Source organism: Bacillus coreaensis (assembly GCF_050586445.1).
Classification (GTDB): Bacteria; Bacillota; Bacilli; order Bacillales; family Cytobacillaceae; genus Robertmurraya_A; species Robertmurraya_A coreaensis.
In genome coordinates this window covers 333,772-348,710 of the sequence record NZ_JBOCCY010000002.1, presented here as the reverse complement: position 1 = coordinate 348,710, position 14,939 = coordinate 333,772, and the positions used below count along the sequence as shown (strand labels likewise).

16 protein-coding genes are annotated in these 14,939 nt (G+C 39.2%); all 16 read right to left on the bottom strand.

Translation table 11 applies throughout. The features are described from left to right. Positions 1–59 precede the first annotated feature (59 nt). On the bottom strand, positions 60–140 hold the full coding sequence (gene spoVM, locus ACQ5H4_RS04935; protein WP_019381739.1) for a stage V sporulation protein SpoVM: 81 nt from the start codon (positions 138–140) through the stop codon (positions 60–62). 93 nt (positions 141–233) lie between these two features. After that, complete coding sequence (locus ACQ5H4_RS04930) at positions 234–872, bottom strand: thiamine diphosphokinase (protein WP_430773874.1); 639 nt, start codon at positions 870–872, stop codon at positions 234–236. 56 nt (positions 873–928) lie between these two features. After that, positions 929–1,573 carry a ribulose-phosphate 3-epimerase gene (rpe, locus tag ACQ5H4_RS04925; RefSeq protein WP_430773873.1) on the bottom strand — a complete coding sequence of 215 codons (645 nt, stop codon included), beginning with the start codon at positions 1,571–1,573 and terminating at the stop codon, positions 929–931. Positions 1,574–1,575: 2 nt separating this feature from the next. Continuing rightward, positions 1,576–2,460, bottom strand: coding sequence for a ribosome small subunit-dependent GTPase A (rsgA, locus tag ACQ5H4_RS04920; protein WP_430773872.1), 885 nt, complete (start codon positions 2,458–2,460; stop codon positions 1,576–1,578). 45 nt (positions 2,461–2,505) lie between these two features. After that, positions 2,506–4,473 carry a Stk1 family PASTA domain-containing Ser/Thr kinase gene (pknB, locus tag ACQ5H4_RS04915; RefSeq protein WP_430773871.1) on the bottom strand — a complete coding sequence of 656 codons (1,968 nt, stop codon included), beginning with the start codon at positions 4,471–4,473 and terminating at the stop codon, positions 2,506–2,508. Continuing rightward, positions 4,467–5,228 carry a Stp1/IreP family PP2C-type Ser/Thr phosphatase gene (locus ACQ5H4_RS04910; RefSeq protein ID WP_430773870.1) on the bottom strand — a complete coding sequence of 254 codons (762 nt, stop codon included), beginning with the start codon at positions 5,226–5,228 and terminating at the stop codon, positions 4,467–4,469. The genes pknB and ACQ5H4_RS04910 overlap by 7 nt, the downstream gene beginning before the upstream one ends. Positions 5,229–5,234: 6 nt before the next feature. After that, the gene (gene rlmN, locus ACQ5H4_RS04905; protein ID WP_430773869.1) at positions 5,235–6,320 is read right to left on the bottom strand and encodes a dual-specificity RNA methyltransferase RlmN; all 1,086 of its coding nucleotides are present in this window, start codon (positions 6,318–6,320) and stop codon (positions 5,235–5,237) included. 3 nt (positions 6,321–6,323) lie between these two features. Further along, positions 6,324–7,670 (bottom strand): 16S rRNA (cytosine(967)-C(5))-methyltransferase RsmB, encoded by a 1,347-nt coding sequence (rsmB, locus tag ACQ5H4_RS04900; RefSeq protein WP_430773868.1) that lies wholly within the window; start codon positions 7,668–7,670, stop codon positions 6,324–6,326. Further along, the gene (gene fmt / locus ACQ5H4_RS04895) at positions 7,667–8,617 is read right to left on the bottom strand and encodes a methionyl-tRNA formyltransferase (RefSeq protein WP_430773867.1); all 951 of its coding nucleotides are present in this window, start codon (positions 8,615–8,617) and stop codon (positions 7,667–7,669) included. Before fmt ends, rsmB begins: the two co-directional genes overlap by 4 nt. Then, entirely contained in the window at positions 8,614–9,099 is a 486-nt protein-coding gene (gene def, locus ACQ5H4_RS04890) for a peptide deformylase (protein ID WP_430773866.1), read from the bottom strand. The genes fmt and def overlap by 4 nt, the downstream gene beginning before the upstream one ends. Positions 9,100–9,165: 66 nt before the next feature. Then, complete coding sequence (priA, locus tag ACQ5H4_RS04885) at positions 9,166–11,568, bottom strand: primosomal protein N' (RefSeq protein ID WP_430773865.1); 2,403 nt, start codon at positions 11,566–11,568, stop codon at positions 9,166–9,168. Beyond that, positions 11,565–12,773, bottom strand: coding sequence for a bifunctional phosphopantothenoylcysteine decarboxylase/phosphopantothenate--cysteine ligase CoaBC (gene coaBC, locus ACQ5H4_RS04880; RefSeq protein WP_430773864.1), 1,209 nt, complete (start codon positions 12,771–12,773; stop codon positions 11,565–11,567). The genes priA and coaBC overlap by 4 nt, the downstream gene beginning before the upstream one ends. Positions 12,774–12,881: 108 nt before the next feature. After that, the gene (gene rpoZ / locus ACQ5H4_RS04875; RefSeq protein WP_119707491.1) at positions 12,882–13,094 is read right to left on the bottom strand and encodes a DNA-directed RNA polymerase subunit omega; all 213 of its coding nucleotides are present in this window, start codon (positions 13,092–13,094) and stop codon (positions 12,882–12,884) included. Positions 13,095–13,097: 3 nt separating this feature from the next. Further along, positions 13,098–13,712, bottom strand: a complete 615-nt coding sequence (gmk, locus tag ACQ5H4_RS04870) for a guanylate kinase (RefSeq protein WP_430773863.1) — start codon at positions 13,710–13,712, stop codon at positions 13,098–13,100. 10 nt (positions 13,713–13,722) lie between these two features. Next, positions 13,723–13,986: an extracellular matrix/biofilm regulator RemA gene (gene remA / locus ACQ5H4_RS04865; protein WP_066053091.1), complete on the bottom strand. Its 264-nt coding sequence runs from the start codon at positions 13,984–13,986 to the stop codon at positions 13,723–13,725. A 59-nt stretch (positions 13,987–14,045) separates the two neighbouring features. Further along, on the bottom strand, positions 14,046–14,921 hold the full coding sequence (locus tag ACQ5H4_RS04860; RefSeq protein WP_430773862.1) for a YicC/YloC family endoribonuclease: 876 nt from the start codon (positions 14,919–14,921) through the stop codon (positions 14,046–14,048). Positions 14,922–14,939 lie beyond the last annotated feature (18 nt).

Sequence of the window (14,939 nt, the reverse complement as noted above, 5' to 3'; positions counted from 1 at the left end):
GGTGTACATTGGTTTTTAAGGTTGTCTTTCTTGAAAACGTGTTACAAATACCACTTGGTTTAACCCTTTTTAAACGTACCCAGCATCGCGCGGACAATGCCGCCTAAGAATTTCGGCAATTTAATCGTGTAAAATCTCATAATGTCCCTCCTCACCATCTCACGCATGAACAAGTTTCAGAACTCTCATTATCATATTCAAAATATAAAGATAAGTACTCAATATAAGGAAGTTTAATCTCGACTCCTTATCACCATTAATATGCCTTCCGAAAAAGATATAGTACCAATATCAGAAATTAGTTCATTGCTAATACATAGTGTAGAGTGAATCGGAATATGACGAAGCGTTAATGGATACTTAAAACCAACAAGTGTTAAGCCCTCAACCTCGCCATGAAAAGGTATAAAAGAAATATATGCGTACTCATCATTTCTTTCTATTGTATGTGTGCCTGCTTGTATTAATGAAATAATATTTTGACAATCAATGATTTCTATTGGAACTGTTCGATGTAAAGCCAATGGCTTGAAAAGTAGCTGAATATTTGCAAAAAAATGATCCAGCCTCCCACCCGTAGCGCCAAAGATACGAATTTTTTTCGGAGCTTGTTTCATTGCCCATGAAATCGCAATTTCCATATCAGTTTCATCTTTTTCTGGTGGAAACGTAAGTAATTCTCCAACATGTTTCTTTATAAAAGCTAATTCTTCTTCCTCCACAGAATCAAAATCACCAAAGGCTTTTTCAACAAAGATTCCTTCTTTTATTAGTGTTAGTACTCCACGATCCACACCAATCCATTCTCCACTGAATAAGTGAAGAGAGGGGATTAGCTCTAATGGGCCACCTGCTAAAATATTGATCTCCATTTTGGAGCCTCCTCTGTAATAAGGAAAGGCTAGCTTGTAAAAGCTAGCCAACATTCTTATCCTCTTATTTTTTCTATCGCTTGTTTTCTATCACTTTCATTGTATATAGCAGATCCAGCCACGAGAACATTCGCACCAGCTTCTACACACTTTCTTGCTGTTTCCTCATTCACTCCACCATCTACTTCGATTTCAACAGATAGCCCTTTTTTATCTACAAGTTCTTTTACCTGTCTAATTTTCGGAAGGACTCCTTCAATAAATTTCTGACCTCCAAAGCCCGGATTAACCGTCATTAACAGGACCATATCAATATCATCAATCACATGTTCAATCGTCTGAACAGGGGTGGCAGGATTTAGGACAACCCCTGCTTTTACACCAAATGACTTAATATAATGGATGGTCCGATGCAGATGTTTACAAGCTTCTACATGAACAGTAAGATAATCTGCTCCTGCATTCGCAAAGGCCTCAATATACTGATCCGGATTATCAATCATTAAATGTACATCAAGCGGAAGTTTTGTAATTGGTCGGATCGCTTCTACAATCAGGGGACCGATCGTAATATTGGGTACAAAATGACCATCCATGACATCCACATGGATATAGTCTGCTCCCCCTCGTTCTACATCTTTAATTTCTTCTCCCAGTTTTGAAAAATCAGCTGATAGTATGGAAGGTGCAATTTTCACCATAATTAATACCTCGGCTTTCTATCTTTAATTTCTTGAGCAAATAGCTCATAATGCTCATATCGATACTCAGGAAGCTCTTCTTTTATTACCGCTTCTTTTACGGCACATTTGGGTTCTTTTAAATGAAGACATCCACGGTATTTGCAGTTTTCACTTAGCTTTTCAATATCGGGGAAACAATAGTTTAAGTCCTCCACCTCAATGTCAGTGAATTCTAGTGAACTAAAACCAGGAGTATCTGCAACTAACCCTTCCCCAATTTTTATTAATTCCACATGTCTCGTTGTATGCTTTCCTCGACCTAAATGGGAGGATATATCATTTGTCTTTAATTCTAGATCAGGTCGAATCGCATTTAATAGTGATGACTTCCCTACACCTGACTGACCAGCAAAAACGGATATGACTCCTTTTAAATGCGGAAGCAGTTGCTCTAACCCGTCCTCCGTTTCTGATGATGTTAAAATCACTTCATAACCCGCCTTCGTATATTGATCTCGGTAGGTTTCGATCTTTGCTCTATCATCAGCACTTGTTAAATCCATTTTCGTGACACAAATAATAGGCTTGATTCGATTAAACTCAACTAAAACAAGAAAGCGGTCGAGCAATGAAGTACTAAAATCAGGCTCAACAGCCGAAAACACTAATATCGCCTGATCAACGTTAGAAATAGGTGGTCTTACTAGTTCGTTTTTTCGATCCTTTACTTCTAAAATATATCCCTCAAATTCATTTTCAGCCTGAAAAACAACTTCATCACCTACAAGAGGAGTCACTTTATTTAAACGAAATACCCCTCTTCCTCTGCATTGAATCACTTGATTATCATCTGAAAGAACATAATAGAACCCACTTAATGCTTTAATAATTTTGCCTTCTGGCATATATACACTCCTTTAACAGAATGTGAAAAACTAGATCTATCCCCATTAGTTTGTAGGGTATGGAACTGGTTCTTCAATGATCACTTCATCGTCCCTTTGAACTTTGTAAATGGCTTGCTCACCAGGAGCGATAATTAACTTAATGGGTCGAGTTTCTGTTTTTGTAATTTCAAAGGTTTCCACCGGTTCAGTGATATTATGATCCATATCCTCGATATAGATTTGAACAATTTGTGGATTTCCTTCTACTAACGGCTGATACGGAATGGTAATTTCCCTTTGAACTTCTTTAGGAGTCGGTTTTTTCCCTTTAGAGAGAACTACGGTCACTTTCGACCCTTTTTGCAAATCTGTACCTGCAGAAGGCTTTTGCGACATAACTGTCCCTTCCTCAACCGTATCGCTAAATTCGCCCTCACTGGCAATCTCAACATATAATCCAGAGGATTGTGCGTACTCTTGGATTCCTTTTTCATTATAACCAGAAAGATCCTTGAGCTTTATTAACTGTGGACCCTTACTAACGGTAAATGCCAGTTCTGTTTCTGCTGGAATAATTTCTTCCCCGCTAGATGGATCTTGAGAGATGATTTGTCCCACTGGGGCAGAATCATCGTAAACTTCCGTTTTTGTAATGTCTTTAAAGCCCCTTGCTTCTAACAAATCAATCACATCATCATATTGACGTCCGGTATAATCAAGCAATGTCCATTTCTCTTTGCCAATACTTAAATAAAGGTCCACTTCCTGCCCTTCTTTTACCGTTTTCCCTTCCTTAGGGTTTGTTTTTATGATGAGTCCTTCTTCTACCTCTTCATCTGTAACTTCAATCGTTTCACCAATTTTCAAACCTTGCTCCTGAAGGATTTCCATTGCTTCATCTAACTCTTTTCCAGAAACGTCAGGAACAAGCACATCTTTTGGTCCTAATAATTTAGGCAAAACCGTTACAGTTAAAACCGCAAGGATAACCAATGTGAGAAAGATAGATACGAGCACAATGGGCCATTTTCTCTTCTTTTTCTTCTTCTTTTTATCTACGTCTTTGTCAGTTGTCTGTTGAAGAACAGGATGCTCTTTACTATGTACGAGTGTCTCATCAGAAGTAAGGTACTGATCAGCGGTAATGACTGGAATTGCTTTTGTTGCATCATCATCTATCGGAAGCGCAAACTTCGGCTCGTCGATTCGATCAGGATCGAGTGCGGTTACTAAATCCATCTCCATATCTTCTACACTATCATAACGATGAAAAGGATCCTTTGCCGTTGCCTTCAATACAATGTTTTCCACACTTTGTGGAATCTTTGGATTCCATCTTCTTAACGAAGGTGTTTCCGATTGAAGGTGTTTTAATGCAATAGAGACGGCCGACTCACCGGAAAATGGAAGTCTTCCTGTTAACAGTTCAAACATAACAATTCCAAGAGAATAGATATCCGATTTACGGTTTGCCATTCCACCTCTAGCTTGCTCTGGTGACAAATAATGTACGGAGCCAAGCACTGAGTTTGTTTGCGTTATACTTGTCGCACTCATTGCCATAGCAATGCCAAAATCAGTTATTTTCACATTTCCTTCACGATCAATTAAAATATTATGTGGTTTAATATCTCTATGAACAATGTGATTTTGATGAGCATGTGAAATAGCGGAGGTTAACTGCTTCATAATATTAATGGCATCTACTACGTGTAACGATAGCTGCTGCTGTATGTATTGTTTGAGAGTTTGGCCCTCAACATACTCCATAACAATATAATAAATAGAATCTTCTTCACCAACATCGTATATACTAACAATATTCGGATGAGCCAAGCTCGTAGCGGATTGTGCTTCTCGGTGAAACCGTCGAATAAATTCCTCGTCATTCGAAAAATCAAGTCTCAATACCTTAACAGCCACATCTCGATCTAAGATCATATCATGTGCAAGATAAACATTTGCCATTCCGCCACCGCCAATCATCTCTAGCACTTTGTAGCGGCCGCTTAAACGCTTACCGATTAGCATGTATCCCCACCCCAATCATCGCCAACGTCAAATTGTAAAATGACCAAGGTAATATTGTCCTCACCACCATGCTCATTTGCAAGGTTGATGAGAGTGGTTGCCTTTTCCTCTAAATTTTCAGCATCTTTTAAGATACTAACCATTTCATCAGACGAAACTTTGTTTGATAAACCATCAGAGCATAAAAGGAGGACATCTCCTTCTTCAAAAATGATGGTACGAATATCCATCTTTATATCTTGCTCTGTTCCAAGAGCACGTAAAATAACATTTTTACGCGGATGATGTTCTGCATCTTCTCTTGAAATTTGTCCCGTTCTAACAAGCTCATTCACAAGTGTATGATCCTCTGTTAACTGCTGAAAACCTGTATCATTTAAAATATAGCAGCGACTATCACCAATATTCAGCACAGTTGAAAACAATGGCGTAACAATGGCAGCAACTACTGTTGTACCCATCCCTTCACACTCGGCATGTTGCTGTGAATGCTGGAATACTACATGATTGATATGTGGAATACTCTTACTTAACCAATCCTCTGCATCAGAGGCAGTCTCAATTCCACTTGAATCTTTCCACATCTCTTCTAAATGCTGGATGGCCAGGGAACTGGCGACATCGCCTGCTCGATGTCCACCCATTCCGTCTGCAACCACACATAGATAATGCCCATCACGGTTGATAAAGATTCCCCCACTGTCCTCATTATGCTGGCGAATCCGACCTCGGTCCGTTTTAAATACCGCTTTCACCTAATGTCACCTCGTCTCTTCTTTTCGTTCCTTTGCACGAAGCTGTCCACATGCTGCATCAATATCATGACCGTGCTCTCTTCGTATCGTCACGTTTACTCCATGATTTTTCAACGTTTTTTCAAATGCAAAAATTTGATCTTTAGGTGTTCGTACGTAATCTCTTTCTGGTACATAGTTTACCGGAATTAAGTTCACGTGACATTTGACACCCTTAATGAGCTTCGCAAGTTCTTCGGCATGTTCAACCTGGTCATTTACTCCCCCAAAAAGCCCATACTCAAAACTCACTCGTCTACCAGTCTTCTCAATATAATAACGTACCGCATCCATTAAATCAGGGAGCTTATATGCACGGTTAATGGGCATTAAACGACTTCGGATCTCCGTATTTGGTGCATGAAGTGAAATCGCAAAGTTGATTTGCATGTTTTCATCGGCAAACTGATAAATCTTCGGAATAATTCCACTTGTCGAAACCGTAATATGCCTAGCTCCAATGTTCAATCCCTTATCATGGTTGATAATTTTCAAAAATGAGAGCATATCATTGTAATTATCAAAAGGCTCTCCTATTCCCATAATAACGACGGAGCTTACTCTTTCATCTGTTTCATCTAATGCTTGCTGTACTTTTACTACTTGAGCGACGATTTCACCAGCTTCTAGATTTCGTTTCAATCCACCTAATGTTGATGCACAGAAAGTACATCCAATTCGGCAGCCGACCTGTGTCGTTACACACACAGAATTCCCGTATTCGTGCCTCATAAGGACTGTTTCAATGGAGTAACCATCATGTAGTTCAAATAAAAACTTAATCGTCCCATCTGATGATTGTTGTTGAATTAGCGTATTTAGTGTGGTTAGTGAATAATGCTCTTCTAACGTTTCACGTAAAGTTTTTGACAGATTAGACATATCCTCAAAACTCGTCACTCTCTTTTTGTATAACCAATCAAAGATTTGCTCGGCACGAAATGCCTTTTCATTATGTTCTACTAACCATGCTTTTAAATCGTGTAATTCTATAGAGTAAATGGATGGCTTTTGCACGGATGTTTGTTCTTTTTCAATAGTTGTCTGTTCCATTCTTTACACCTTCTTCCTTAAACTTGCAATATAAAATCCATCTGAACCAAAATCTTGAGGGAAAATCTGAAGCTGAAAGTCCGTCATAAGTGGCTGAATGGCCTTAGGCATCCTCTCAATAACCGAAAGGTCTCCTTCAAATTCTGTATGCTTTTGTAAAAATGCTGCCACTACCTCTTCATTTTCGGAGCGATCGATTGTACACGTACTGTACACCAACGTTCCACCTGGCTTTAAAAGTGGAGTAACAGAATCTAATAACTGCAATTGAATGCTCTGAAGACGATTTAAATCCTCTTCTTTTTTTGTGTATTTCATATCTGGCTTTCTTCTCATTACACCAAGACCAGAGCACGGGGCATCAAGCAAAATCCGATCAAACATTTTACCCTCAAACTCTTCAAGTACTTTACGACTATCCATTGCTTTGGTTTCTATATTTTTCAATCCAAGTCGGGTAGCATTTTCATTAATCAACTTCACTTTATGCTCATGAAGATCCAGTGAAACAACTTGTCCTGTTTCTTCTAGCTTTTCGGCGATATGAGTGGACTTTCCACCAGGAGCTGCGCACGCATCTAAAATCGTTTCATTTTTTTCGATTCCTAATGCATATGCTACAAGCATGGAACTTTCATCCTGAATTGTAATCAATCCTTCTTTAAAGCTTTCCGAATGAGCAAGATTTCCTCTTAAGCATTTAATTGCCTCAGGAACAACCACACTTTCCTCGACTTGAAAGCCTTCATCTGAAAGCCTTTTGATACAAGCTTCTCTGGTGATTTTATTTGTATTAATACGTGCAGTTTGCATTGGTGCAGTTAAATTGATCTCACACATCTCTTTGGCTTTATTATACCCAAATTGCTCGGTCCATCTTCTAACAAGCCAAGTAGGATGACTAGTTTCTATGGATAATCGCTCGACTTCATCCTTAATCTCATTGACATCTCGAGTACCTTCACGTTGCAAAGACCGAAGAACACCATTAACCATACCTGATATCCCTTTATGACCCCTCTTTTTAGCAATTTCCACTGCCTCATGAATGGCTGCACGATCAGGTATTTTATCTAAATAGAGCATTTGATATAAAGTCATTCGCAGTAGCTGCTTCACCCAGTTTTCAAGCTTTTTGGGATTTTTAATAAATGGCTCTAAGTAATAATCAAGAGTCATTTTTCTTTGTAATGTTCCGTAGGTTAATTCTGTTAACAATCCAATATCCTTCGATGCAATTTGATTTTTTTTAATCACATTATTTAAAAGAAGATTGCTATATGATTGATTTTTTTCGATTTGCTCTAGAATAGCTACAACACTTTCTCGGACATTTGTTTTTTCTGTCATTCGCTAACTCCTATACGATCGCCAACCTTCAAAAACGAACCTGCCCCTCGTAAAAACTGATCGGCTGTCATTTTCTTTTTACCAGAAGGCTGGAGCTCAAGCACTTTAATCGCTGTATCATTGCCAGTTGCAACAACAAATCCATCTTCTTCGATCGCAATAATTTCTCCTGGAACTGCCTTTTTCACTGCCTTTACTTTCGTCGCCCACCATAGCTTCATCACTGAATCTGAAAGGTGGGTGTATGCAACTGGCCATGGGTTCATGCCCCTGATATGGTTGTATATTTCTTCGCCTGTTTTAGACCAAACAATTTTCTCTTCCTCGCGCTTTATATTATACGCAAATGTTGCTTCCTTCTCATTTTGGGGAATTGGTTCTAGCTCCCCTTTAATCAGTCTTGGCAAGGTGTCTAACAATAACTTAGAACCCGCCACACTCAGCTTATCATGCAAAGATCCAACCGTATCTACTTCTGTTATTTCTACTTCTACTTGCGTTAATATATCACCTGCATCAAGCTTTTCTGCCATATACATGATTGTAATTCCGGTTTTCTCTTTTCCTTGAATAATGGAGTAATGGATGGGAGCCCCTCCACGCAATTCTGGTAACAGAGAGGCATGAACATTAATGCATCCGAGAGGTGGCGCTTCTAGTAGCTCCTTCGGGAGGATTTGTCCGAACGCTGCCGTTACGACTAAGTCAGGCTTTAGGCTTAATACTTGATCCAAGTCCTCTCTTACACGAATCTTTTCAGGTTGAAGAACCGGAATACCATGCTTTTCCGCTTCCACTTTTACAGGAGGCGGAGTAAGTACTCTTTTTCTTCCAACTGGGCGATCTGGTTGAGTAACTACACCGATCACTTCGTATCCTGCTTCAATTACACTTCTTAAAACGGGAACAGAAAAATCAGGAGTACCCATAAATACTATTTTCGTCATTCGCTTTCGACTCCCTCTAACTCTTCTTCAGATAAATACCTTGTTACTTTGGAGGTAAATAGAATTCCATGCAGATGATCGATTTCATGAAGAATCGCACGTGCTAAAAAATCTTCTGCTTCGATCTCGAACGCTTTTCCTTTTCGATCTCGAGCTTTCACCTTTACAAAGTACGGTCTTGTTACCTCTCCGTAAACTCCAGGGAAACTAAGACAACCTTCCGGACCTGTTTGTTCGCCGGACACTTCTAATATTTCAGGGTTAATGAGTTCAATCGTCCCCGACTCATCGTCTATATCAACGATGGCAATTTGTCTTGCTATGCCTATTTGAGGGGCTGCAAGACCAACCCCATCGAATTCAATCATCGTATCGTACATATCGTTTAGTAGCTTTTCTAGTTTTTTATCAAATACCGTTACTCTCTCACATTCTTGCTCTAGTACCTCTGCAGGATGAGTAACTAGCTTCTTTACCGTCAAAATACTTCCTCCGATTTTTTCATATTTATCACTATTCTCTACGAAAACAACCTGCTTCATAACCAACTACATGAGAATATAAGGATTCACGTCTGTAGATATGGTTAACCCGGTTGTTGCAGATTCATGCTGATATTGATCAAGTACAGTTTTAATAGCACGACCTAACTGTGGCTCACGTTTGTATTTTATCAAACATTGGTATCTATATCTATTTTTGATTCGAGGAATTGGTGAGGCAACAGGCCCTAGAACAATCGCTTCTGGAGAAAGACTATTCCGAATGTATCCGGTAATCTTCTCGGTCACCGACACCACCTTCATCAAATTCTCATGGCTAACCGTGATCAGTGAAATATAATAGAAAGGGGGATAATGATGAAGCTTTCTAATTTGCATTTCCCTTTCATAATACAAATCATAATCCTGTTGGGCTGCAAACTGAATACTGTAATGTTCAGGAGTATAGGTTTGTACAATTACTTCCCCTGTTAGCTCATGTCTTCCGGCTCTTCCACTTACCTGTGTAAGCAGCTGAAAGGTTTTCTCAGATGAACGGAAATCAGGGATATGCAGCATCGTATCAGCTGAAAGAACTCCAACTAGTGTTATCTTTGGAAAATCTAATCCTTTTGCAATCATTTGAGTTCCTAACAGAATATCTGCTTTTCCTTCACCAAAATCAGTTAACAGCTTTTCATGCGCCCCTTTTTTGGAAGTCGTATCCACATCCATTCGGATCACTCTTGCCTCTGGTAACACTTTGCCAAGTTCTTCTTCAATCTTCTGAGTACCTGTCCCAAAATAACGAATATACTCTGATTGGCATTCTGGACATTGGGTTGGAACAAAGGATTCATAGCCACAATAATGACACTTCATTCTCTCGCTAAATCGATGATAAGTTAACGAAATATCGCAATCTGGACAGTTAACAACATACCCGCAATCTCTACACATGACAAAGGAGGAATGTCCTCGTTTGTTTAGAAACAATACTGTTTGCTCCTGCTTTTCGAGTCTATCTTTCAGTTTTTCCATTAATACCCTCGAAAACATGGAGCGATTTCCTTCGCGAAGCTCTTCTCTCATATCCACGACTTCAACATGAGGCATTGGACCACTATTCATCCGGCTCGGCAATGATAAAAGCTCATACACACCTTTTTTTGCGCGAGCAAATGATTCAAGTGCTGGAGTTGCACTTCCGAGTACAACCGGACAGCCATACTTTTTGGCACGTTGAATCGCAACGTCTCTTGCATGGTATCTAGGATTTTCTTCTTGCTTATAACTGGTTTCATGCTCTTCATCAATGATAATAATTCCGAGATTTTCAAAGGGAGCAAAAATGGCAGACCTTGCACCTACAACCACTTTTACTTCTTTTCTTTGAATCTTGCGCCACTCATCGTATTTTTCCCCTGTTGAAAGTCCGCTGTGCATGACAGCCACTTCATCTCCGAATCTCCCTTTAAATCGTTTCACCATTTGTGGAGTTAAGGCGATTTCAGGGACGAGAACGATCGCTTCCTTTCCTTTTTCTAACACTCGTTGAATCGATTGTAAATAGACTTCCGTTTTTCCACTACCTGTTACCCCGTAAAGTAAAAACACTCGATGAAGATCTTCTTCAATGGTTTGTAAAACGGGGGTAATAGCTATCGTCTGCTCAGGGGTTAATGGTAAAGCTTGTGTCCGTTCAAACACACGATTTTCGTAAGGATCTCGGTACACTTCTACTTCTTCTTCCCTTAATATCCCTTTATTAACGAGACCCTTTATAGCAGATGAAGAGGTGTTTTGTAAGTTCATTAAATGTTGTAGAGGAACTGGATCTGGGTTCGCTAGGAAATACTCTATAATTTCCCTTTGCTTCGTTGCCTGAATGGATAATAGCTTGAGTGAATCAGATAGCTTGTCTCCATTCACATGTGGCATAACATACTTGCGCTTTTTCTTATTTACCCGTTCCTTTACTTCATATATAAATTCAACATGACCACTAGCTATTTCTTTTTGTAATACCTTCCATACACCCTTTTCAATCGTTTCAAACGGTACAGTATGACTTTTCTCGAATACTTTTTGTAGGGTCTGTGGCAACAGATTCAAATCGGTCGTCAGGCGGATTTTTTTTTCGTATTTCGCTTTTAGTGCCGCCGGTAGCATCACCTGATAAGCAGAAATTCGATAACAAAGAGTTTCTTCAGACAACCAATCCCCAAGCTGTAAAAGTTCTTCATTTAATACCGGAACAATATCCATTGGAGCAATAATATCTCTAAGCTTTTCGAACTCTGAGCTAAGCTGAATAGAAATGACAAACCCTTGAATTTTCCGAGGTCCAAACGGAACAACCACCCTCATCCCAAGGGTAATAACCCCTTCTAAATGCTCAGGAATGCGATAATCAAACGGTCTGTCGGTTTGCTTAGCTGGAACATCTACAATCACACTCGCAATCATTCAGCTTCCTCTTTTGGTAGGAGCTTTAAAGCCTCTAAAAGGAGGGTTTTTGCCGCTTCTTGCTTTGTCATTAATGGTAACGAGATAGAATGACCATCTCGCTTGTAAATCGTTATTTTATTTGTATCTGTCCCAAATCCAGATCCTTCTTCTGAAACATTGTTGGCCACGATCATATCAGCATTTTTTTTCTCAAGCTTTCTCAATGCATACTCTTCTACATGATCCGTCTCAGCAGCGAAACCAACTAAGACTTGGTGCTTTTTGATTTTTCCAAGCTCAAATAAAATGTCCTTGGTTCTTTCTAATGTGATACTTTCATTGCCTTCCTGCTTTTTAATTTTACGATCAGATACGGTTTTTGGCTTATAATCAGCAACCGCAGCCGTTTTTACAACTAAATCACTAGATTCATATTGGGCGATGGTCGCATCAAGCATATCCTGCGCACTTTCCACATGGATAACCTTAACTCCCAGTGGTGGCTTTATGGAAACAGGGCCTGTTATGAGAGTAACCTCCGCTCCAAGATTCCTAGCTTGTTCTGCAATGGCATACCCCATTTTTCCGGACGAATAATTCGTAATATATCGGACAGGATCTATTTTTTCTCGAGTTGGACCAGCTGTTACAACTACCTTTTTTCTCTTTAAAGGGGTATTCATAGGTTGGAAAAATTCAGCAATTTTTTCTACAATCGTCTCAGGCTCTTCCATTCTGCCTTTCCCCACATAGCCGCATGCTAAATAACCCTCACCAGGCTCGATAAAACCATATCCGTAGCTTCGTATTGTTTCTAAATTCTTTCTCACTGCAGGATGGTCATACATATGAACGTTCATTGCAGGGGCGATCCATACAGGAGATGTAGCAGCCAGTAAGGTCGTAGTAATCATATTATCAGCAATTCCATTCGCTAGCTTACCAATGAGATTCGCTGTTGCCGGAGCAACAACAATTAAATCTGCCCAATCAGCCAAATCAATATGGGCAATCACTTTTGAATTCTTTTCATCAAACGTGTCTATATGTACATCGTTTCTTGAAAGTGCCTGAAAGGTTAAGGGTGTCACAAATTTTGAAGCCGAATCACTTAGAATGACCTTTACTTCAAGCCCAGCTTGGGTGAGTTTGCTTGTTAAAGCTGCCGCTTTAAAAACCGCAATTCCCCCAGTAACACCTAGTAAAATCTTCTTTCCTCTCACAGAAAAAACCTCCGTTCGATAAACATCTTTCTTCCATTATGCAAGAACCTAACCTCATTTGCATCTTTAAAACAAAAAACAACCTAAAATTTAGGTTGTTCCCCGTTTTTATTCAGCTGATTCGTCTTTTACGATACGGTAAGTAAGCTTATCGGCATGAATTTCTTCTAAAGCTTTTCCAACCTGCTTATGAGAAACATACTTATCTAAGTGCAGGTTTTCTCCTTGTTGTAGCTTTCGTGCTCTTTTTGCAGCAACCGAAACTAGGGAATACTTTGAGTCAATTTTTGTCATTAATGAATCAATTGATGGATATAACATGGATTAATCTACCTCCAAAATTCTTCTATATCTAGGTTCTACTCGTTCACGACGTAAATGCTCGGCTACGACGATTGCTTTAATTCTCTCAACAGCTCTGTCGACTTGGTCGTTTTCCACAACATAATCATACAAATGCATCATTTCTAATTCTTCTCGTGCTGCATTCATTCGATTGTTGATTACATCCTCAGTTTCCGTACCACGTGTGACAATCCGGTTTTTCAACTCAGATAAACTTGGCGGAACGAGGAAAATAAAAAGTCCATCCGGAAACTTCTTTCTAACCTGTCTCGCACCTTGTACTTCAATTTCCAAGAATACGTCTTTTCCACTATCTAATGTTTGTCTTACGTAATCAACGGGTGTACCGTAGTAATTGCCCACAAATTCGGCATACTCAAGTAGCTTTTCCTCTTTTATAAGTTGTTCAAATTCTTCTCTAGACTTAAAGAAGTAATCAACTCCATCAACTTCCCCTTCTCTTGGAGCACGGGTAGTCATTGAAATAGAGTATTCAAAGGCGGTATCAGGCTGTGAAAATACCTCTTTCCTTACCGTACCTTTTCCTACTCCAGAGGGTCCAGATAATACAATTAATAACCCTTTTTCTTGCATGAATCTTTTCCTACCCTTCATCAATAATATCATCTTTATCATTTAAACGGGCCGCAACCGTTTCTGGCTGTACCGCAGAAAGAATAACATGGTCACTATCCATTACAATTACTGCACGAGTTCTTCTTCCATATGTAGCATCTATTAACGAACCACGATCCCTAGCATCTTGAATAATTCTTTTTATCGGAGCTGATTCGGGACTAACGATAGAAATAATTCGATTCGCAGAAACGATGTTTCCAAAACCGATATTTATTAGTTTAATTGACATGATTGTCCTCCAATCATAAGAATTATTTTTACCTTCCTAAAGCTTTTCTAAACCAAGAGCTATTCAATATTTTGAATCTGCTCCTTAATCTTTTCAATCAAGCTTTTTAACTCCACCACTTCGGCAGCGATTTTTGCATCATTTGCCTTTGATCCAATTGTATTTGTTTCCCTATTCATCTCTTGTACAAGGAAATCAAGCTTTCTTCCAACAGGCTCCTGATCATTTAGGAAGGTATTAAATTGAACAACATGACTATCGAGTCTTGTGAGCTCTTCATTGATATCTGCTTTATCTGCAAAAATAGCAATTTCAGTCACGATTCTCGCTTCATCCAACTGCATATCTACATATTCTTGAATTCTCTTTTTTAATCGATTCGCATATTGTAGAACAACTGTAGGAGCATATTGTCTAAGCGCTTGGACAGTCGATTGTATCTTTTCAATATGTGAGCGGATATCCTGTTGCAATGCCTTCCCTTCCACTTCACGCATATTCACACAATTTTGAACAGCCTCTAAGCTTGCATCTAACACAAGCTCTTCAATACTCTCAGTGCCAGATTCTTGCTCTTCAATACTAAATATCTCGTCACGATTAAGTATATCCTTTAATGAAACATCTTCATTAATTTGAAAACGTTTTTGAATTTCCTTTATGTACTGAAGATAGTCTTCTAAGAGACTCCAATCGACTAAGAGTTTTCGATCTGTAAGTCCTTCACCTTCTATGATAATGAAGACCTCAATTCTTCCTCTTTTTATGTATTCATTTAGCGTCTTTTTAAGCTTATCCTCGAAGTTAGAAATACTTCTAGGTATTCGGAAGTGATATTCGGCAAATCGGTGATTCACCGTTTTAACCTCAACAGTTACCTTGATATGTTCGTTGCTACGGATGCTCCTACCAAAGCCTGTCATGCTTTTTACCAAACCCAACACCCCATAACT